Genomic DNA, 22,825 nt, shown 5'->3' on the forward strand with positions numbered 1-22,825 from the left:
CGGGCCCGAGTACGTTCCGAGCTGCGGGATCAACCCGCCGGCCGGTCGTGCCACCACATTCCGGCACCGTACCCGCGGTCGTGATCCACCACGCCGGGCCGATGCCGGCTCGACGGTGGCCATCGACGGATTTCGGGCTTTTGGACTACGAGCAACCGGTGGAGCGGGCCGGCACGTCGGCGGCGCCGCTCCGGTCGGTGTGGGCGCAGAGGAGGCGGACGCGATGACCGACGTCCTGAGGTCCCGGCAGACGACGCCCGTCGCGTCGCGCCGGGTCGACCCCGACGACGTCGGCCCGGCCACGGCCTCGTACGCGCAACGCCAGATGTGGCACCTGAGCCGCCTCGACCCTGAGTCGGCCACCTACCTGGTGCCGCTGGCGTACCGGCTCCGGGGGCCGCTGGACGTGGCGGCGCTGTCGGCGGCGCTCGACGATCTGGTGGCCCGGCACGCCGCCCTGCGCACCACTCTCGCGCCGGCGGCGGACGCCCCGGCCGGGCCGGCAGGTGTGGACGCGGCGTCGGACGGTGCGGCGCAGCACCTGGTCCAGGTCGTCCACCAGCCGCGCCCGGGGCTCCTGCGGACGCACGACCTGAGCGGGCTGCCCACCTGGCAACGCGACCAGGAGCTGCAGGCCCGGATCCACGCCGAGGGGCGTACCCCGATCGACCTGGAACGCGGACCGGTGCTGCGGGCCAACCTGCTGCGCTGCGCGCCGGAGGAGCACGTGCTCCTGCTGACCATGCACCACGTCGCCGTCGACGAGTGGTCGCTGGGCATCCTGCACGACGAGTGGGAACGGCTCTACGCCGCACACCGGGCGGGGCGCCCCGCGGAGCTTCCCCCGGTCGGCGTCGACTGCCGCGACCACGCGGCGTGGCAGCACGACTGGCTCACCGGTGCGGAGGCGGCCGCCCAGCGCGAATACTGGCGCCGGCAGCTCGCCGACGCGCCCGCCCTGCTCGACCTGCCCACCCGCGGGCCCCGGCCCGCCGTACCGTCCGGTGCCGGGTCCACCCTGTCGGTGCCGCTGGACGTGTCCGCGCAGGCGCTGACGGCGCTGTGCCAACGGACGCGGGTCTCCCCGTACATGGTCCTGCTCGCCGCTGTCCAGGTGCTGCTGGCGCGCTGGACGGGGCAGCGCGACATCGTGCTGGGCACGCCGGTGGCGAACCGGCAGCGGGCCGAGACGCAGCAGCTCGTCGGGCTGCTGCTGAACACCGTCGCGATCCGGGCCCGACTGGACGACAACCCGTCGTTCGAGACGCTGCTCGGGCGGGTCCGCACCGCCGTACTCGACGCCCTCGGCAACGAGGAGCTGCCCTTCGGCACGCTGGTCGAGGCGCTGCGCCCGGCCCGCCGGCCCGGCGTCACCCCGCTGTTCCAGGTCATGTTCGTGTACGGCCGGGAGGCGTCGCCCCCGCGCCTCGACGGCCTCGGCGTCACCCCGATCGAGGTACCGACCGACACCGCCAAGTTCGACCTCACCGTCTCGGTACGGGAGAACGCCGACGGCCTGCGGACCGTGCTGGAGTACCGCACCGACCTGTTCGACGACGACGCGATGCTCCGCCTCGCCGGACACTTCCAGACGCTGCTGCGGTCGCTGGTCGCCGACCCGGGCGCGCCGGTCGGCTCGGCCACGATGCTCACCCCCGACGAGTACCGGCGACTCGTCGTCGAGGCGAACCGCACCGCCACCCCCGCCGAACCGGACGACCTGGTCCACGTGCTGATCGAGCGGCAGGCACAGCGGACCCCGGCCGGCGTGGCGGTGACCGACGGCGAGACCGCGCTGAGCTACCAGGAGCTGCACACCCGCGCCGAGGCGCTGGCAGAGACGCTGCGCAGCCGGGGCGTCGGCATCGGCAGCCTGGTGGGGGTGCTGCTGCCGCGTGCGACCCCGTTCGCCGTGGCGGTCCTCGCCGTGCTGAAGACCGGCGCGGCCTACGTACCCATGGATCCGTCCCACCCGCCCGCGCGGCTGCGGTACCTGGTCGACGACACGGCCGCTGCGGTCGTCCTCACCTGCCCCGCGCTGGCGCACCTGGTGCCCGACGACACGGCGCTGCTGGTGCCGGACACGGCGGTCCCGGCGGTGACGGCGGCCGAGCCCGGTCGTGGCGCCAACGGCTCGGGGCCGAAGCGCCGGCCGCGCCGCCGGCCGACGCCGACGGCGGAGGACCTGGCGTACGTCATCTACACCTCCGGGTCCACGGGCCGCCCCAAGGGCGTCATGGTCACCCACCGCGGGGTGTGCAACTACGTGCGCTGGGCGGCCCAGGCCTACCGGTTGCAGCCCGGGGACATCGTCCCGCTGCACTCGTCGATCGGGTTCGACCTGACCGTCACGAGCCTGCTGGTCCCGCTGACCAGCGGGGCCACCGTGCGGATGATCGGCGAACACCTCGGCCCCGAGGCGCTCGGCGAGGCGCTGCGCGACCAGCGGCCCGCGTTCGGGCTGGTCAAGATCACCCCGGCCCAGCTCGACCTCGTCAACCACCAGCTCCGCCCCGCCGAGATGGCCGACCGCACCCGGTGCTTCGTCATCGGCGGCGAGAACCTGCGCGCCGACCAGGTGGCACCGTGGCGAGCCCACGCGCCCGCGACCGCGCTGGTCAACGAGTACGGCCCGACGGAGACCGTGGTCGGCTGCGCCGCGTACGAGGTCGACCCGGCCACTCCGGCCGACGGCTCCGTCCCGATCGGCCGGCCGATCGCGAACACCGAGCTGTACGTGCTCGACGGGTGGCTGAACCCGGTGCCGGCGGGTGTGGTCGGCGAGCTGTACGTCGGCGGGGCCGGCGTGGCGCGCGGGTACCTGCACCAGCCGGGGTTGACCGCCGAGCGGTTCGTGCCGCACCCGTTCTCGTCCGTCCCCGGTGCCCGGCTGTACCGCACCGGCGACCTCGTGCGGCTGCGCCCCGACGGGAACCTCGAGTACCTGGGCCGCACCGACAACCAGGTCAAGCTGCGCGGCTTCCGGGTGGAGTGCGGCGAGATCGAGGCGGCCGTCCGACGGAACCTGCCGGACAGCGACGTGACGGTGCAGCTACGCCGGGACGACCCCGACGACCCGCAGCTCGTCGCGTACGTGGCGGGCGGGGCGGAGCCCGACCGGGACGGCTCGGCCCTCCGCACCGCCCTCGCCGCCGAGCTGCCGTCCTACCTGGTTCCCGCGGCGTTCGTCTTCCTGGACGCGCTGCCGCTGACCGGCAACGGGAAGGTCGACGCCGCGGCGCTGCCCGCGCCCGGCCGCGCACCCGACGTGCCACGGCAGCGGTCCGAGCAGGTTCCGCCGGCGCCCGACCTGCCGGTGGCCGCGCCCGCCGGCCTCGGCCCGGCGCAGTGGGACTCCGCCCGGGTACGCCTCGAACGGCTGGTCCTGGACGTGTGGCGCGACGTGCTCGGCGTCGCGCAGGTCGGGGTGCAGGACAACTTCTTCGACCTCGGCGGCCACTCGATGCGCCTGCTGACCGTCCTCGAACGGCTGCGCGCAGAACTCGGCGACGTCGTCACGGTCACCGACCTGTTCCGCAACCCCACGGTCGAGTCCCTGACGGCGTTCCTGACCGCCGCCACCACCGGGACGGCGATCGCCCCGGCCGCCCCGCGCCCCGCCGCGCCGGCCCGCGTCGCCCGGCCCGGCGCGAGCGACGACACCGGCCAGCCCAGCGGCCTGATCGCCGTCGTCGGCATGGCCGGCCGCTTCCCCGGGGCGGCGACGGTCGACGAGTACTGGCACAACATCCGCGCCGGGGTGGAGTCGGTCCGGGAGTTCACCGTCGAGGAGATGCTGGCCGACGGGGCGGACCCGGCCCGGCTCGACGACCCGGCGTACGTCCGGGCGGGCACCTGGCTGCCCGGGATCGACGAGTTCGACGCGGCCTTCTTCGGCATCACGCCCCGCGAGGCGCAGACCCTGGACCCGCAGCACCGGCTCCTGCTGGAGTGCGCCTGGCACGCGCTGGAGCACGCCGGCTACGACCCGTCCGGCCAGACCGGACGGATCGGCCTGTTCGCCGGGTCGGGTCGCAGCACCTACCTGCTCGACCACCTGAGCAGCCATCCGGAGCTGACGAGCGCCATCGGCGAGCACCAGTTGTCCATCAGCAACGACAAGGACTTCCTGCTCAGCCGGGTCGCCTACAAGCTCGACCTGACCGGCCCGGCCGTCACCGTCGCCACGGCCTGTTCGACCTCGCTGGTGGCCGTGCACCTCGGCCGGCAGAGCCTGCTGACCGGCGAGTCCGACCTGGTCCTGGCCGGCGGGGTCAGCGTCTTCCCCGCCCAGCGGCGCGGTTACCTCTACCACGACGGTGGGATCTACTCCCCCGACGGGCACTGCCGCCCGTTCAGCGCCGACGCCCGTGGCAGCATCGAGTCCAGCGGGGTCGGCGTCGTCGCCCTGAAGCGGCTGGAGGACGCGGTCGCCGACGGCGACACGGTCTACGCCGTGATCCGCGGCTCGGCCATCAACAACGACGGGGCCCGCCGCACGGGGTACACCGCGCCGGGCGTCGACGGGCAGGTCGAGGTGATCAGCAGCGCGCTGGCCGCGGCCGGCGTGGACCCCCGTTCGGTGAGCTACGTGGAGGCGCACGGGACGGGCACGAGCCTCGGCGACCCCATCGAGGTGACCGCGCTGACCGAGGCGTTCCGCCGCGGCACCGACGAGCGGGGCTTCTGCGCCCTCGGCTCGGTCAAGGCCAACATCGGGCACGCCGACGCCGCGGCCGGGGTGGCCGGGCTGATCAAAACGATCATGGCGCTGTGGAGCCGTACGCTGCCTCCCACGATCAACGTCAGCCGGCCCAACCCGGCGATCGACTTCGCGGGCAGCCCGTTCTACCTCAACGACACCGCCCGCCCATGGCCCGCCGACGGGCCTCGCCGGGCGGGGATCAGCTCGTTCGGCATCGGCGGCACCAACGCCCACGTCGTGCTGGAGGAGCCGCCGGCCACGACCGCCACGCCACCCACCGCGCCGGCCACGGGGCCGCAGCTGCTGGTCGTGTCGGCCCGTACCGTCGAGTCGCTGGAGCGGCAGACCCGCCAGGTCCGCGCCTGGCTCGACGCGCATCCCGAGGTGGACCTCTCCGAAGTCGCGGCCAACCTGGGCCGGCGCCAGTCGATGACCCACCGGCGCTTCCTCGTCGCGGCGGACCGCGCCGACGCGCTGGCCGCCCTCGACTCGCCGCAGCGGCAGTTCAGTGGGACCGAGCCCGGCGGCCGGCGTCCGCTGGTGTTCGCCTTCCCGGGGCACGGCGCGCAGCACGTGGCGATGGGCGCCGGGCTGTACCGCGCGGAGCCGACCTACCGGGCCGTGGTGGACGAGTGCGCCGAGCTGGTCCGCGACGACCTGGGGCTCGACCTGCGTACCCTGCTCTGCCCGACGGCCGACGGCCACGCCGAGGCCGAGCGGCTGCTCGCGCAGCCCCGGCTGGTCCAGCCCGCGCTCTTCGTCACCGAGTACGCGCTGGCCCGGTCGCTGCTCGCCCGGGGCGTGACCCCGGACCTGATGGTGGGGCACAGCCTCGGCGAGTACGTCGCCGCGTGCCTCGCCGGCGTCTTCTCCCTGGCCGACGCGTTGCGCCTGGTCTGCGCCCGGGGTGAGCTGGTCGGGCGGACCCCGGCCGGGGCGATGCTCGCGGTGAGCCTGCCCGAGCCGGCGGTGGCCGGGCTGCTGGGCGAGGGGCTGTCGGTGGCGGCCGTGAACGCCCCCGAGCTGTGCGTGCTCTCCGGCGCGCCGGAGGCGATCGAGGAGCTTCGCGGGCGGCTGACCCGCGACGGGGTGCAGTGCCGGCCGCTGCGGGTCACCCGTGGCTACCACTCGTCCCTGCTCGATCCGGTGCTCGACGAGTTCGCCGAGCACGCCCGCCGGGTCACCTACTCCGAACCCGAGCGGCCCTACCTGGCCAACCTGACCGGCGGCCCCGTCACCCCCGGGCAGGTCACCGATCCGGGGTACTGGGTGCGGCACATGCGCCAGCCGGTGCGGTTCGCCGAGTCGGCAGCGCTCCTCGCCGAGCAGGACGTGGTCCTCGCGGAGCTGGGCCCCGGGCACGCCCTCGGCGGCCTGGTGCGGTTGGCCGGTCTGCGGCCCGGTCAGGCGGTGGCGGCGATGCGGCATCCGCGCGCCGACGTCAACGATCTCAGCACGCTGCTCGACGCGGTCGGCCGGCTGTGGCTCTCCGGCGTACCGGTCGACTGGCACCGGTTCCACGGCGGCCCGCGCCGCCGCCTGGCGCTGCCCGGCTACCCCTTCGAGCGGCGCCGGTACTGGGTGGACGCGGCACCGCGTACCGGCGTGGCGGACCCCGCCCCACCGACGGCTTCCCCGGCCGCCCCGGACGCGCCCGAACCCGCCGACACCGGCAACCGGCCGCCCCTCAGCACGGCCTACGTCGCCCCGAGCACCCCGGAGCAGCGGTGCGTGGCGGAGATCTGGACGGAGCTGCTCGGCATCCGGCCGATCGGGGCGCTCGACAACGTCTTCGAGCTGGGCGCGCATTCGCTGCTCGCCACCCAGTTCGTGGTGCGGTTGCGGGCCCGGCTCGGCGTGGCGCTGCCGCTCGAGGCGGTCTTCGCGCAGCCCACCGTCGCCGGGATCGCGGCGGCGTTGCCGGCCACCGGCACCGTCCCCGCCGCCCCGGCCGCCGCCGAACGCCCCACCCCCGCGCCGGCCGAGCCGACCATCCCCCGCGCCGACGCCGACGCCGGACCGGCGCCGCTCTCCTCCGGGCAGCACCGGCTCTGGTTCCTCGACCAGGCGTACCACCAGGACGCCTACACCGTCGGCACGGCGCTGCTGCTCGACGGCGCCCTCGACGTCGAGGCGCTGCGCGGGGCGCTGGCCGAGCTGGTCCGGCGGCACGAGTCGCTGCGTACCGTCTTCCCGACCGGACCCGACGGCGACCCGGTGCAGGAGGTGCGGCCGCCGGGTCCGGTCGAGCTGTCGATCGTGTCGGCGCCGCCGGACGCCGACGGCACGGACGCGCCGGGGCGGCGCACCATCGTGGAGTCGGCGGTCGCCGAGGCGGTGCCGCCGTGGGTCCACGAGGCCCTGGCCGCCGACGTCCGCCGCCCGTTCGACCTGGCCCGCGGGCCGCTGTTCCGGGCCGTGCTGCTCCGGGTCGCCGACGACCGGCACGTGCTGTCGCTGACCATGCACCACACCGTCTCCGACGGCTGGTCCCTCGGCGTCATCGCGGGCGAGGTGGCCACGCTCTACGACGCCGTCCGCAACGGCCGCCCGTCCCCGCTGCCGGAACTGGCCGTCCAGTACGGGGACTACGCGCGCTGGCAGCGCAGCCGGTTGGCGGACACCGACAGCGACGACATGCGGTACTGGCGCCGGCAGCTCGACGGGGTGGCGAGTGCCCTGGAGGTGCCCACCGACCGGCCCCGGCCGCCGGTGCAGACGTTCGAGGGCGCGGTCCGCACCCGCGTCCTGTCCCGGCAGGCCGCCGACGAGCTGCGCCACTTCAGCCAGGCCCGGGGCGCCACCCTGGCGATGACGGTGCTGGCCGCGCTGAAGGCCCTGCTCTGGCGCTACACCGGCCAGCGCGACATCTGCGTCGGTACGCCGGTCGCCGGACGGGTCCGCGCCGAGCTGGAACCGATGGTCGGCTTCTTCGTCAACATGCTGCCGTTGCGGACGGTGATCGACGGCGACTGGACCTTCGAGGAGCTGCTCGGGCAGGTACGCCACACCGCGCTGGGGGCGTACGACCACCAGGAGGTGCCGTTCGAGCGGCTGGTGGACCTGGTCGACGCGCCCCGCGATCTCAGCCGCAACCCCCTGTTCCAGGTGATGTTCAACCTGCTCAACGTCCCCGACCGGGGGGAGCTGGGAACGGCCGGGCTGCGGATGGTCCCGTTCGCCGTCGAGCCGGGCATCGCCCAGCAGGACCTGGCCCTGTACGCGTACGAGGTGGACGAGGGGCTGCGGTTCCGACTGGAGTACAACACCGACCTGTTCGACGCGGCGACCGCCGAGCGGATGATGGGGCACCTGGAGACGCTGCTCGCCGCCGCCGTCGCCGACCCCGGCGTCCGGCTGGCGGACGTGGCCGTCCTGACCCCCGCCGAGCTGACCCGGGTCGCCGAGTGGAACGACACGGCCACCGCACTCGACTGGGCCACCCCGGCCGGACGGGTGCCGACCCTCGTCGAGCTGATCGAGCGCCAGGTGGCGGCGCACCCGGACCGGCCCGCGGTGACCTTCGGGGCGAGCACGCTCCGCTACGCCGAGCTCAACGCCCGGGCCAACCGGCTCGCACACCGGCTGCGCCGCGCCGGCGTCGGCGCGGGCGTCCCGGTCGCCGTCTGCCTGCACCGCTCGGCGGAGCTGCCGGTCACGCTGCTCGGCGTGCTGAAGGCGGGCGGCGCGTACGTCCCGGTGGACCCCGACTACCCGGTCGAGCGGCAGCGGTACGTGCTGACGCACAGCGGCGCCCCGGTCCTGGTCACCGAGGCGGGCCTCGCCGACCGGTTCGCCGGGTACGCCGGCGAGGTGGTGCACGGCGGCGAGGCGCCGTACTCCGAGCCGGACACCGACCCCGAGCCGCTGGCCGGGCCGGACGACCTCGCGTACGTGATCTACACGTCCGGGTCGACCGGGCGACCCAAGGGCGTCCGGGTGAGCCACGGCGCCGTCGTGAACACCCTGGCCACCATGCGCGACCGGCCGGGTCTGACCAGCGACGGCACCATGCTGGCGATGGCGAGCTTCGCCTTCGACATGTCCGTACCGGAGCTCTTCCTGCCCCTCGTGGTCGGCGCCCGGATGCTGCTGGTGGGGCGCGACGTCGCCTACGACGCGCCGCGGCTGGCCGACCTGCTCGTCGCGGAACGGGTCACCCTGGCCCAGGGCACCCCGGCGACCTGGCGGCTGCTGATCGAGTCCGGCTGGACCGGGGCGCCCGGCCTGACCGCGGTGTGCGGCGGGGAGGCGGTGTCCGCGCCGCTGGCCCGGCAGTTGGCCGAGCGGGTCGACGCGTTGTGGAACCTGTACGGCCCGACCGAGGCGGCCGTCTGGTCCACGATGGAACGCCTCGAACCCGGCTTCACGCACCTGAGCATCGGCCGTCCGATCGGCAACATGCGCGTCCACGTGCTCGACGCGCAGCTCTCCCCCGTCCCCGTGGGCGTGGTGGGTGAGCTCTACCTCGGCGGGGCGGGACTGGCGCGCGACTACCTCGGCGACCCGGTGCTCACCGCGCAGCGGTTCGTGCCGGACCCGAACGGCGGTGGCCGGCTGTACCGCACCGGAGACCTGGGCCGGTGGCTGGCCGACGGCCGCATCGAGTTCGTCGGCCGCAGCGACTCGCAGGTGAAGGTGCGCGGGTTCCGCATCGAACTCGGCGAGATCGAGGCGGTGTTGCGCCGCCACCCGGCGGTCCGCGACGCCGCCGTGGTGGTCCGCGAGGATGCGGGCGAGAAGACGATCGTGGCGTACCTGACGCTGACCACCGGCGCGGAGACCGGCGGCGACCCGGATGCGGCGCAGGGGACGGACGTCACGGCCGACTTCGACGCCGACCCGGCGCCGTGGCGGGCCTTCGCCCGCACCTACGTCCCGGACTACATGGTGCCGTCGGCCTTCGTGGTCCTCGACCGGATGCCGCTCAACGCCAACCGCAAGGTCGACCGCGCGGCGCTGCCCGCACCCCGCCGCGGTGGCGCGGTCGTCGGTGCCGCCGCGCCGGACACCCCGCTGCGGGAGGCCCTGGCGCAGCGGTGGGCGGCGGTGCTCGGCTACGACAGCGTCGGCATCGACGACGACTTCTTCGACCTCGGCGGCGACTCCTTCAAGGCCATCAAGGCCCTGTCCGGCAACGACCCGGCGATCAGCGTCCTCGACCTGTTCCGCTACCCGACGATCCGGTCGCTGACCGAGCACCTGGATGCCACCGGGGGTTCGGCCGGGCGGCTGCTGCACGAGCTGACCCCGGCGCGACCGGCGACGCCGACGCGGCTGACGCTGCTCTGCGTACCGTTCGGCGGCGGCTCCGCGATCACCTTCCAGCCGCTGGCGGACACCCTCCCGCCCGGCGTGGCGCTGTACGCCCTGGAGCGTCCCGGTCACGACCTGAACCGCCCGGACGAGCCGCTGGTCGACATGGACGAGCTGGTGGACCGCTGCGTCGCCGAGGTCGTCGACCAGATCACCGGCCCGGTGGCCGTGTACGGGCACTGCGTGGGCGGCGCCGAGGCGGTGGAGCTGGCCCGCCGGCTCGAGGCGGCCGGCGTCGAGGTGACGGTCGTGGTCATCGGCGCCCACTTCCCCGCCCCGAGACTGCCCGGCCGGGTGTTCACCTGGCTACGCCGGTGGTTCCCGATGGAGCGCTGGTGGTCGAAGCGGCGGACGCTGGAAGCGCTGCGCGCGATGGGCTTCTTCACCGAGGTCTTCGACGAGCGCGAGAAGGACTTCGTGATGCGGGTGGTGCTGGCCGACTCCGCGAAGGTCGAGGACTACTACACCGCCGTCTACACCGAGGGTCTGCCCCGCAAGCTCTCCGCCCCGATCGTCAGCGTCGTCGGCAGCGGCGACCGCGCCACCGAGCTGTACCAGGAGCGGTACCGGGAGTGGGAGTTCTTCTCCGACCAGGTGTCGCTGGAGGTCATCGAGGGCGCCGGCCACTACTTCGCCAAGCACCAGCCCGCCGAGGTGGCGAGCATCATCCTGGCGGCCTGCGACCCGACGACCGTGCCCTCCGCCGAGCGGCGGCAGCCCACCGACGGCGCGCCACCGCAGGCCGACGGCCCGGCGCCCGCGCCCGCGAAGGAGCCGGCCGGCCGCCGGCCCGCAGCGCGCCGCGCGATGCCCAGCCTGACGGTGTTCTACCTGGTCGCGATCGGCCAACTCGTCTCGCTCATCGGCAGCGGGCTGACCGGCTTCGGCATGAGCCTCTGGGTGTACCAGCGGACCGGGTCGGTCTCGCTCTTCGCCACGGCCACCGTGCTGGCGCTGCTGCCCGCCGTGGTCCTCTCCCCGATCGCCGGGGCGCTGGCGGACCGGTGGGACCGACGGCTGATCATGATCATCGCGGACTGCCTGGCCGCCACCGGCACGGTGAGCCTCGCGCTGCTGCTCTGGCTGGGCCAGCTCCAGCTCTGGCACGTCTTCACCGCCATCACCGTCACCGCGGTGGCGACGGCGTTCCAGCAACCCGCCTACCTGGCGGCCGTCACGCAACTGGTGCCGAAGCGGTACTACGGGCGCGCCAACGGCATCGTCTCCCTCGGCACGGCGACGAGCACCGTGCTGGCGCCGCTGGTCGGCGGCGCCCTGGTGATCGCGGTCGGGCTGCGCGGGATCGTCGTCATCGACCTGCTCACCTTCGCCGTCGCGGTCACCGTCACCCTGTCGGTCCGCTTCCCGGACACCCTCTTCGTCAAGCAGGAGGAGCCGTTCCGGCGGGCGGTCCTGGGCGGCTGGCGGTTCATCACCCGCCGGCACGGCCTGGTCGCGCTGGTGGTGCTGACCGCCTCGCTGAACTACTTCTTCGCCATGGTCGAGGTCCTGGTCACCCCGCTGACCCTGTCGTTCGGTGATCCGGCCGTACTGGGCGGGGTGCTCGCGGCCAGCGGGGTCGGCATGCTCGTCGGCTCGGTCGTGATGGGCGTGTGGGGCGGCACGGCCCGGCGTACCACCGGCATCCTGGCCAGCGTCGTGCTGCTCGGCGCGTCGCTGCTCACCGTCGGCCTGCACCCGAGCCCGCTCTTCCCGGCCCTCGGCCTGTTCGGCATGGGCCTGGCCACCGCGCTGGTGAACACGCACTGGCTGGCCATCGTGCAGGCCAAGGTGGGGCTGGAGCTGCAGGGCCGGGTGCTCTCCATGAGCCAGATGCTCTCCTGGCTGATGGTGCCGGCCGGGTTCCTCACCGCCGGTCCCCTCGCCGAGCACGTCTTCGCCCCCATGGTGTCGCCCGGCGGTGTGCTGGCCGGGGTCGTCGGCAGCGGACCGGGCCGCGGCATGGCCCTCGCGACGATCGTGGCCGGCCTCTGCGCGCTCGCCCTCGCCGCCGTCGGGATCGCCTACCGGCCGATCCGCAACGTCGAGGACGAGTTGCCCGACAACGTCCCCGGCAGCATCGTCCTCGCCGACAAGGACCGCCTGCAGGAGGCGGCCGACCGCCAGCTGGAACTGCTCAGGAGCGGTGGTCCGCCGCCGGGCGACGCGAACGACAGGGCCGCGTCGGTGCGCGGGGGTCGCCGGTGAGCGCCCCCACCCGGCCCGCCGGCCCCACCCGCCGGGCCGCCGGCCGGCGTACGACCAAGGGCCCGCCCGCCGTGGACTGCCTGCACCGGATGGTGGCCGCGCAGGCCGCCCGCACCCCCGACGCGGAGGCGGTACGGCACGCCGACCGCGCCCTGTCCTACCGCGAACTCGACGAGGCGGCGAACCGGCTGGCCCGGGTCCTGCTGCAGCGCGGGGTGACCCGGGAGGAACGCGTCGGCGTCTGCCTGCCGCGCACGCCCGAGCTGGTGGTCGCCCTGCTCGCCGTGCTCAAGGCCGGCGCCTGCTACGTGCCGCTGGACCCGGCGTACCCGCCGGCCCGGGTGGCCTTCATGACCGCCGACTCCGGCGCACGGCTGGTGCTGACCCGCGCCGACCTCGCCGACCGGTTCCCCGACACGGCGGTCCCGGTCGACCGGCTCGACCCGGGCGGGGACGGCACCGACCCGGCGGTGGCGGCGACGCCGGCGGACCTGGCGTACGTCATCTACACCTCCGGCTCCACCGGTCGGCCCAAGGGGGTGGCGATCGAGCACCGCTCGGCGTCGGTGCTGATGCACTGGGTCCGGCAGACCTTCGACGACGCCGAACTGGGCGGCCTGCTGGCCGCCACCTCCGTCTGCTTCGACCTCTCCGTCTTCGAGATCTTCGGCCCGCTCTGCTGGGGCGGCCGGGTGCTGCTCGTCGACGACGTGCTCGCCCTCGCCGCCCCCGGGGCGGACCGGCTGCCCGTCACCCTGGTCAACACCGTCCCCTCCGCGATGGGGGAACTGCTCACCGCGGGCGCCCTGCCGGAGAGCGTCCGCACGGTCTGCCTGGCCGGCGAGCCGCTCACCGCCGCGCTGGCCGCGCGGGTGTGGTCCCGCCGGCACGTCCGCCGGCTGCTCAACCTCTACGGCCCGTCCGAGGACACCACCTACTCGACCTGGGCGGAGGTGCCGCCGGAGAGCGGGGATCCGCCGATCGGCCGCCCGCTGCCGCAGACCCGGGCGTACGTCCTCGACCCCGGCGGGCAGCCGGTTCCGCCCGGTGAACCGGGCGAGCTGCACCTGTCCGGGGCGGGCCTGGCCCGGGGCTACCTCGACCGGCCGGAGCAGACCCAGGCCCGGTTCCTGCCCGACCCGTTCCGCCCCGGCGAGCGGATGTACCGCACCGGCGACCGGGTCCGGCTGCGGCCGGACGGGCAGTTGGCGTACCTGGGGCGGCTCGATGACCAGGTGAAGCTGCGGGGCTACCGGATCGAGCTGGGCGAGGTCTCCGCCCGCCTCGCCACTCTGCCCGGGGTCCGCGAGGCGACCGCCGCCGTCCGCGAAGGACCGAGCGGGGACCCGCTGCTGGTCGGCTACCTGGTCGGCGCGCGGCGCGACGACGTACGGGCCCGGCTGGCCGAGGTGCTGCCCGCGCCGCTGGTCCCCGCGGCCGTGGTGTGGCTGGATCGGCTGCCCACCCTGCCCAACGGCAAGGTGGACCGCTCGGCCCTGCCCGCGCCCACCCTGGGCGACGACGCCGGGCCCGAGGCCGGGCCGCTCGACGGGACGGCCGGCGTGGTGGCGGCGGTCTGGCACGAGGTGCTGGGCGTGCCGGTCACCGCTGCCGAGAGCGACTTCCTCGCCCTCGGCGGCGACTCGCTGCTCGCGGTCCGCTGCGCCACCCGGCTGGCCGCCGCCACCGGCCGGCCGGTGCGACCGGGCGATCTCTTCGCCCATCCGACCGTCGCCGCGCTGGCCGCCCACCTCGACGGGTTGACCGCCGACCCGGCGACGGCCGGGGAGCCGACCGGCCCGGCGCCGACCGGCCCCGCCCCGCTCTCCGCCGCGCAGACCCGGCTCTGGTTCCTGCACCGGCTCGACCCGGCCGACACCTCCTACCTGCTGGCCTTCGCGCTCCGGTTCGCCACGCCGCTGGACCCGGACCGGCTGGCCCGGGCGCTGCGGCGGGTGATCGACCGGCACCCGGCCCTGCGCACGGTCTTCCCCTCCGGCCCGGACGGGCCAGTGCAGCACGTCCGCCCCACCGCCGATGCGGCGCCGGTCGTCGCCCCGCCCGATGCGGGCAGCCCGCTGGACGAGCGGCTCGCCCGGCTCGCCGCCGAGGCCACCCGGGAACCGATGGACCTGGCCACCGGCCCGCTGCTCCGCGCCCACCTGGTGCCGGAGCAGACCGGCCGGGCGGTGGCGCTGCTGCTCGTCGTCCACCACATCGTCTGCGACGACTGGTCGTTCGGGGTGATCGTGCGGGATCTGGCCCGGGCGTACGACATCGAGGGGGACGGCACGGCGGCACCGGAGACCCCGGTGGTCGGCCCGGCGGCGCTCGCCCTGGCGCAGCGGGACTGGCTGGCCGGGCCGGCGGGCCGGCGGGCGGTCACCGACCTGCTGGACGAGCTGCGTGGCGCCCCCGACCTGCTCGACCTGCCCGCCGTCCCGCCCCGCCCCGGCTGGCCCGATCCGCCCGCCGCACCGGCCCGGCCGGACCTGCCGCCGCCCGGCGCGCGACCCGGCGAAGGCCGACCGTCCGGTGCCGCGCTGCGGACCACGGTGGACGCCGCCACCGCCGCAGCGGTACGCGAGCTGGCCCGGGCCGAGCGGGTCAGCCTGCACATGGTCGGGCTGGCCGCCTTCGCCGCCCTGCTCGGCGCGGCCACCGGCCGGCACGACCTGCTGATCGGCGTCGCCTTCGCCGGCCGGACCAGCGTCGCCGCCGAACAGGGTGTCGGCTGCCACGTCAACACGCTGCCGCTGCGGCTGCGGCCCGCGCCCGGCCGCCGCTTCGCCGACCTGCTCGACGAGGCGCGCCGGGTCACCCTCTTCGCCGCGGCCCACCAGGACGTCCCCTTCGACCTGCTGGTGGAGCGGCTGCGGCCCACCCGCCGGCCGCACCGCAACCCGGTGGTGCAGGTCGCCTTCGGCGTGCAGAACGCGCCGCCAGCCCGGCACCGCGGCGCGGCCGGTGTCGAGTTCACCGGCGTGGAGCTGACCCCGGACACCGCCCGGCTCGACCTGACCCTCTGGCTCGACGAGCGGCGCGACGGGCTGGAGGCGCTCTGGACGTACCGCACCGACCTGTTCGACCACGACGGGGTGGTCGCGTGGCACCGGCGGTTCACCGCGCTGCTGCGTACCGCCGCCGCCGACCCCCGGCGCAGTCTGGCCGACTGCGCCGACACTCCTGGGAGCGAGAGATGACTGAGCAGACCCGGGTCGCGCGGCCCATTCCCCGGCGCGGCCGTGATCGGAACCTGGTGGACGTCCGCCCCGACTGGCCCGGCGGCCCGCCGCCGGCGCTGGTGCAGGCCAACGTCCCCGACATCGACCTGGCCGGTTGGCTGGCCGGCCACCGCGACGAGGTCGAAGGGCTGGCCCGCCGCGCCGGCGCCGTGCTGTTCCGTGGCTTCGCCGTGGCCGGGGCCGACGACTTCCGCACCGTGATGGCCGCGCTCTCCGACGACGTGCTCTCCTACGGCGAACGCTCCTCGCCGCGCAGCAAGGTGACCGAGGGGGTGTACACCTCCACCGAACACCCCGCCGACCAGCCGATCGTGCTGCACAACGAGCAGTCGTACACGGTGAACTGGCCGCTGCGCATCGTCTTCCACTGCGAGGTGGCGCCGGCCGCCGGCGGGCGCACCCCGCTGGCCGACAGCCGCCGGGTGCTCGCCCGGCTCCGCCCGGAGACCGTCGCCGAGTTCGACCGGCGCGGGGTGCTCTACCGGCGCAACTACCTGCCCGGCATCAGCCTCTCCTGGCAGACCGCGTTCCAGACCGAACGGCGGGAGGAGGTGGAGGCGTACTGCGCCCGGTCACTGATCGACGTGGAGTGGGTGGGCGAGGCGCAGCTGCGCACCCGGCAGGTCCGCCCGGCGGTGCGCCGCCACCCGGTCACCGGGGAACGGACATGGTTCAACCACGCGCTCTTCTTCCACGTCACCTCCCTGCCCCCCGACGTCGCCGCCGGCCTGCGGGCCGCCCTCGCCGAGGAGGACCTGCCCTACCAGACCGCGTACGGCGACGGCACGCCCATCGGCGACGAGGTGCTGGCCGAGCTGCGGGCGGCGTACGCCGCCGAGACCCGCTCCTTCGACTGGCAGCGCGGCGACGTGCTGCTGGTGGAGAACATGCTCGCGGCGCACGCGCGGGAGCCGTTCACCCCGCCCCGGCGCATCCTCACCGCGATGTCCGACCCGGTCGCCGCGCCCGAGCTGACCGAGGCGGTCCGCTCGGGCACCATGCCGGTCGCGACGGGAGGCCGGGCATGAGCGGGCCGGCGCCGCGGCGGCGCGGGACCAGCACGGTCGCCTCGCCGGTGTCCCGGCGGGTGCTCGTGGACGAGGAGTTCGTGCTGCTCGTCGAGGCGGCCGTGCCCGACCTCGACCTGGCCAGCTGGCTGGCGGGCCGGCGCGCGGAGCTGCTGCGGGACCTGGACCGCTACGGCGCGGTGTTCTTCCGCGGCTTCGAGGTGGGCACCGCCGACGACTTCAGCCAGGCCGCCCGGGCGGTCAGCCCGGACCTGCTCGGCTACCTGGAGCGGGCCGCCCCCCGCCACGAGGTCGCCGAGAAGGTGTTCACCAGCACCGAGTTCAACGCCGAGCAGTGGATCCCGCTGCACCACGAGATGTCGTACTCGCACAACTGGCCCACCCACCTCTACTTCTGGTGCGCGCAGCCGGCCACCGGCAGCGGTGGGGCCACCCCGCTGGCCAGCGAGCGGGTCATCACCCCGCTGATCCCCGCCGACGTGCGGGAGCGGTTCCTGCGCTCCGGTGTCCGCTACGTGCGCAACTACGGCACGCACCTGGACCTGCCCTGGCAGGAGGCGTTCCAGACCACCGACCGGGCGGAGGTGGAGGCGTACTGCGCCGCCTCGGCGACCGAGTTCACCTGGCTGGGCTCCGACGGGCTGCGGACCCGGGCCCGGCGGCAGGCGGTCGCCACGCACCCGCGGACCGGGGAGACGGTCTGGTTCAACCACGCCCACCTGTTCCACGTCTCCAACATGCCGGCCGAGGTCTCCGCCGCGCTGCTGCGCGAGTACGGCCCGGAAGGGCTGCCCCGCAACGCGTACTACGGCGACGGCGAGCCGATCCCCGACGAGGTGGTCACCGGCATCCGCGAGCTGTACCGGCAGCACGCCGTCTCGGTGCCCTGGCAGCGCGGCGACGTGCTGGTCGTGGACAACTTCCTGGCCACCCACGGGCGCGAGCCCTTCAGCGGTGACCGACAGATCCTGGTGGCCATGTCCGATCTCTACGTCAACCGGAGTGTGCGGTGAACGGATACCGTCTGTCGCCGATCCAGCGCCTGGCCTGGTCGGGGAAGCATGACCTGATCCGGGCGCGGGTCCGGCTCGACCGGCCGCTGGACCGGGCGCGGCTGCAGACCGCCGTCGACACGGTGGTGGCCCGGCACGAGGCGTTGCGGCTGACCCTGGTGCACCACCCCGGCCTGCGGGTCCCCTTGCAGGACGTGGACGACGGCCGGGCCGTGGTCGTCGGCGCGCAGGGCGAGCTGTCGGTCACCCTCACCGACGACGCCCTGGAGCTGGCCGCCACCCCGTTGATCGCGGACCCGGCCAGCCTGCGCCTGGTCCTCGCCGACCTGGCCCGGGCCTACGCCGGTGAGACGCTGCCGGAGGACCCGGAGGCGTTGCAGTTCCTCGACGTCGCCGAGTGGCAGCTCGAGGAGCGGGAGCAGGTCCCGGCCCCCGCGCCCGCCGCACCGGCCGCGCGGCTGGTCACCCCGCACGGGGACGACCCGAGCGCGGTGGTGACCGCGAGCGTGTCCGCCGCCGTCCTGGCCGACACCGCCCGGGCCGCGAACGTCGAGCCGGCCACCGTGCTCCTCGCCGCCTGGGTCCTCGCGGTGTCCCGCCGGGCCGAGGCCCCGGACTCCGCCGACGAGACGGACCTGGTGCTGGCCCGGTGGAGCGACGGCCGCCAGGCCGCCGGCACCGCCGAGGTGGTGGGTCCGCTGGGCGGCTACGGCCCGCTCCGGCTGGCCCTGCCGCTGCCCGCCTCCCCCGCCGAACTGCTGGCCGCCGTCCGCGCCGCGGAGGTCGCCGCCGACGACACGTTCCACCTGGTCGACCCGGTGGACGAGGACTCCGAGGCGGTCGCCGGGTTCGCGGTGCCGCCCGTCGTGGACCCGGCCGCCGTGGCCGGCCTGGGCGGCCGCACGGTGGAGGTGGACGCCCCGCCGCCGGCCGCCGGTCCGCAGCTCACCGCGCTGACCGACGGCGACCGTGTCACCCTGCGGGTGGTCGGCGGTCAGTGGCTGCTCGACGCGCTGCTGGCGATCCTGCGGACCCTGCCCGCCGCGCTCACCGAGGGCGTCCCGGTGGCCGTGCTCGGCGACTCCGAGGCCCGCTGGCTGGCGGACGCGGCCGGGACCTCCTCCGAGACGCCGGGGCGTACCCTCGTCGATCTGTTCGACGCGGGCCTGGCCGGCATGGACCGGCAGGCCCCGGCGGTGGTCGCGGCGGACGGCGCGTACACGATCGGTGAGCTGCGCGAACGGGCGGCGCGGGTGGCCGGGGCGCTGGCCGCGCAAGGGCTCTCCGGTGCCCCGGTCGGGGTGCTGGCCGCCCGGTCCCGGGACACCGTCGTGGCGTTCCTCGGGGTGCTGCGGGCCGGGGCGGTGTACGTCCCGCTGGACCCGGACGCCCCGGCGCAGCGCCTCGCCGCCCAGCTCCGCGCGGTCGGCGCCGAGACCGTCGTCGGTGTGGACGGCCCGGCGACCGTGACGGTCGACGACCTCGTCGCGGCCGGCGGCGAGCCGCCCGCCGCGCTGCCGGCCCCGGCCGACCCGGCGTACGTGATCTTCACTTCCGGCTCCACCGGGACGCCGCGGCCGGTGCAGGTGTCGCACGGTGCCGCCGCGCACCTGGCCGACGCCCTCGAGCGGACCGTCTACGCGGACGGTCACCCGGGGCTGCGGGTGGCGGTGAACGCCCCGCTCACCTTCGACGCCTCGGTGAAGCAGCTCGTGCAGCTCGGCCACGGCCGCAGCCTCTACCTGGTGCCCGAGGAGGTCCGCCGGGACGGGACGGCGCTGGCCGCCGCCCTGGCCGAGCACGGCGTCGACGTGCTCGACCTGACCCCGTCCCAGCTGCGCATCCTGCTCGCCGGGGCGGCGGACACCCGGCTGCCCGGCCTGCTGCTGCTCGGTGGGGAGGCCATCGGGCCGGACCTGTGGGAGACCCTCGCGGCGCTGCCCGGCGTCCGCGCGGTCAACCTGTACGGCCCGACCGAATGCACGGTGGACACCAGCGCGGCCGAGGTGCGTGCCGGGGACGCCCCGAGCATCGGCCGGCCGCTGCCCGGCGTCGCGGTCTGGGTGCTCGACGAGCAGCTGCGGCCGGTGCCGCCGGGGGTGGCCGGGGAGCTCTGCGTCAGCGGGCCGCAGCTCGCCGACGGCTACCTGGGCGACCCGGAGACCACCGCCCGGCGGTTCGTGTCGGTGGCCCTGCCGTCCGGCCGCACCGAGCGGGTCTACCGCACCGGCGACCGGGTCCGCTTCGACGCCGACCGGCGGCTGCGCTACCTGGGCCGGCTGGACGACCAGGTAAAGATCCACGGCTTCCGGGTGGAGCCGGGCGAAATCGCCGCCGTCCTGCGGGAGCACCCGGAGGTCGCCGACGCCGCCGTGGTGGCCCGCGACGACGACGGGCACGGCGACCGGCTCGTCGCCTACGTCCGGCCGGGCGGACCGGCCGTGGCCGTCGACGTCGCACGGATCGCCGGGATCAACACCCACGAGACCCGCTACCTGTACGACGAGATCTTCGTCCAGCAGGTCTACCTGCGCGACGGCATCGTGCTGCGGCCCGGGGCGACCGTGCTCGACGTGGGCGCGAACATCGGCATGTTCTCGCTCTTCGTCCACAGCGTCTGTCCCGATGCGACGATCCATGCGTTCGAGCCGGTGCCGTCGGTGGCCGACGCGCTGCGCCGCAACGTCGCCGAGTTCGGGGTACCGGCCACCGTGCACGGATTCGGGTTGTCCCGGACGACCGGTGAGGTCTCCTTCACCTACTACCCGGGCTACTCGATGATGTCCGGCCACGCCGCGTACGCCGACCCGGACGCCGAGGTGGCGGTGATCAAGCGGTACCTCGCCAACGAGCGCGACGCCGGCGCGGACGAGCGGGACGTCCTGCTCGACCGGGTCGACGAACTGCTCGCCGAACGCTTCGCCGGCCGGGAACTCACCGTGCCGGTCCGGCCGCTCTCGGCCGTCCTCGACGAACTCGCCCCGGACCGGATCGACCTGCTGAAGATCGACGTGCAGCGCGCCGAGGCGGACGTGCTCGCCGGGCTGGAGGACCGGCACTGGCCGCTGGTGGCGCAGGTCGCGATGGAGGTGCACGACGCGCCCGGCACCGACACCGAGGGTCGGCTGGCCGAGCTGACCACGTTCTTCTCCGAGCGCGGTTTCGAGGTCGTCACCCGCCAGGACGACCTGCTCGTCGGCACCGACCGGCACACCCTGCACGCCGTACGGCCCGAGTACGCCGCCGATCCGCGCCCGGCGGTGGTCGTCGCGACGGAGCCGGCGGCCGGCCCGCTGGACGAGCGGCTGACCGGCTGGCTGGCCGACCGGCTCCCGGCCCACCTGGTCCCGGCCGCGGTGGTGCTCCTCGACGAGCTGCCCCTGACCCGCAACGGCAAGCTCGACCGGGCGGCGCTGCCCGCGCCCCGCCTCGACCGGCCCCGCGACAGCGCGGCGGTGGCACCCGCCAACCGGGCCGAGGAGATCCTGGTCGAGGCGTGGCGCGAGGTCCTCGGGCTGGCCACCGTCGGCGTGACCGACAGCTTCTTCGCCCTCGGCGGCGACTCCATCCGCAGCATCCAGATGCAGGTCGCGGCGAACCGGCGGGGGCTGTCCTTCCGGCTCAGCGACATCTTCACGTACCAGTCGATCCGGGAGCTGGTCACGCACGGGGAGATCACCCTGGACGGGGCCTCGCCGGTCGCGGAGGCCGGGCAGGACGGGCGCTTCGCGCTGGTGGCCGCCGCCGACCGGGCGCTGCTGCCCGGCGGGCTCGCCGACGCGTACCCGATGACCGCCCTTCAGCAGGGCATGGTCTACCACTGCGAGCTGACCGGTGACCCGGCGATGTACCACAACGTCACCGCGCACCGGATCGCCGCGCCGCTGGATGCGGCGGCGCTGCGCCGCGCGCTGGCCGGGCTGGTCGCCGCCCACCCGGTGCTGCGGACCGGGTTCGCGCTGGGCGCGTACTCCGAGCCGATGCAGCTCGTGCACGCGGAGGTGCCGGTCGAGGTGCCGGTGACGGACCTGACCGACGCCGACCCGCAGACCCGCCGGGCGCGGGTCGACGACCTCGTCGCGCAGGAGCGGGTGCGCCCCTTCGACTGGGCCCGCCCGCCGCTGCTGCGGCTGCACGCCGTCCGGGAGGACGCCGACGCGTTCACCCTGATCGTCGCCGAGTTCCACGGCATCCTCGACGGCTGGAGCCTGCACCTGTTCCTCACCGACCTGCTCGCCGGGTACGACCGGGAGCGGGCCGGCACGACCGTCGCGGCCCGCCCCGGCCTGCCGTTCTCGGAGTACGTGGCGGCCGAACGGCGCGCCCTGGCCGATCCGGTCACCCGCCGGTTCTGGCTGGACGGCCCCGGCGCGGTGCCGCCGCTGCTGCTCGGCGGGCCGCAGCCGCGCACCACCACCACCCGGCGGGTGCCGGTGGAGGCGGGCACGAACGACGTGGTCACCGAGGCGGCCCGGACCGCCGGGGTGCCGGTGAAGTCCTGGCTGCTCGCCCTCCACCTGCGGCTGCTCGGCGAGCTCTCCGGCCGGGACGACGTGGTCAGCGGCCTGGTGGTCGGCGGCCGGCCGGAGGGCGAGGGCAGTGACGCCACCCTCGGGCTGTTCCTCAACACCCTGCCGGTGAGCGTGGAGCTGGGCACCCGGTCCCTGGCCGAGCTGGCCGCCGAGGTGTGGCGGGCCGAGCGGGAGCTGATGGGGCACCACCGCTTCCCGCTGGCCGAGATCGTCCGCGCCGGTGGGGCCGGTCCCCGCTTCGACCACTTCTTCAACTGGACCCACTTCCCGAACCGGCCGGCCGACGGCGGCAGCCGCATCGTGGACAGTCGGGGCGTCACCGTCGACGTGGCGTTCAGCCTCGCCGTCGACGCCGAACTGGACGCCGACACCGGCCGCCTCGCCCTCACCGTCCAGTACGACCACCGGCACGTGACCGCAGAGCGGGTGGACGCCCTCGCCGACGGCTTCCGCCGGCTGCTGGCGACCGACCCGGCCGCGCCGCTGCCGGCCGTGGCGACCGCCGGGCCGGCGGCCGACGACGACGCGCGGGCCGGCTGGGCGGCCCGGGTGGCTGCCGCCTGGCAGGAGGTGCTCGGGGTCGCGCCGGGTGACCCGGCGACCGACTTCCTCGCCGCCGGTGGCGACTCGCTGCGCGCCCTGCGGCTGGTCACCGTGCTGCGGCAGCGCCACGGCAGCGATCTCACGCTGCCCGAGTTCACGGCGCTGGGCAGCTACGGCGCGCTGGTGGAGCGGGTGGCCCGCCATGCCTGACCGCCCGCGCGCGTCCGACGCACGA

Annotated in this window: 5 protein-coding genes; all 5 read left to right on the plus strand. The window is 75.4% G+C overall.

Annotated features, from left to right (window positions below):
- The first annotated feature begins 223 nt into the window (after nucleotides 1-223).
- Genes V6U88_RS20720 through V6U88_RS20740 form a run of 5 tightly spaced genes read left to right on the plus strand, consistent with a single transcriptional unit; the run spans nucleotide 224 to nucleotide 22,800 of the window.
- Nucleotides 224-12,229, plus strand: coding sequence for a non-ribosomal peptide synthetase/type I polyketide synthase (locus V6U88_RS20720; protein ID WP_334455335.1), 12,006 nt, complete (start codon nucleotides 224-226; stop codon nucleotides 12,227-12,229).
- Nucleotides 12,226-15,432 carry an amino acid adenylation domain-containing protein gene (locus V6U88_RS20725; protein WP_334455338.1) on the plus strand — a complete coding sequence of 1,069 codons (3,207 nt, stop codon included), beginning with the start codon at nucleotides 12,226-12,228 and terminating at the stop codon, nucleotides 15,430-15,432. Before V6U88_RS20720 ends, V6U88_RS20725 begins: the two co-directional genes overlap by 4 nt.
- Nucleotides 15,429-16,502, plus strand: a complete 1,074-nt coding sequence (locus tag V6U88_RS20730; RefSeq protein WP_334455340.1) for a TauD/TfdA family dioxygenase — start codon at nucleotides 15,429-15,431, stop codon at nucleotides 16,500-16,502. Before V6U88_RS20725 ends, V6U88_RS20730 begins: the two co-directional genes overlap by 4 nt.
- Nucleotides 16,499-17,515: a TauD/TfdA family dioxygenase gene (locus V6U88_RS20735; protein WP_334455341.1), complete on the plus strand. Its 1,017-nt coding sequence runs from the start codon at nucleotides 16,499-16,501 to the stop codon at nucleotides 17,513-17,515. The genes V6U88_RS20730 and V6U88_RS20735 overlap by 4 nt, the downstream gene beginning before the upstream one ends.
- A complete protein-coding gene (locus V6U88_RS20740) occupies nucleotides 17,512-22,800 on the plus strand; it encodes an amino acid adenylation domain-containing protein (RefSeq protein ID WP_334455342.1) in 5,289 nt (1,762 codons plus the stop codon). Before V6U88_RS20735 ends, V6U88_RS20740 begins: the two co-directional genes overlap by 4 nt.
- Nucleotides 22,801-22,825: the final 25 nt, after the last annotated feature.

This window comes from Micromonospora sp. CPCC 205739 (genome assembly GCF_036906795.1).
Lineage (GTDB): Bacteria > Actinomycetota > Actinomycetes > Mycobacteriales > Micromonosporaceae > Micromonospora.

What these genes read in the sequence shown, in the direction of transcription:
- V6U88_RS20720 (WP_334455335.1), top strand. Translation starts at nt 224, where the DNA reads ATGACCGACGTCCTGAGGTCCCGGCAGACGACGCCCGTCGCGTCGCGC.
- V6U88_RS20730 (WP_334455340.1), top strand. Translation starts at nt 15,429, where the DNA reads ATGACTGAGCAGACCCGGGTCGCGCGGCCCATTCCCCGGCGCGGCCGT.
- V6U88_RS20735 (WP_334455341.1), top strand. Translation starts at nt 16,499, where the DNA reads ATGAGCGGGCCGGCGCCGCGGCGGCGCGGGACCAGCACGGTCGCCTCG.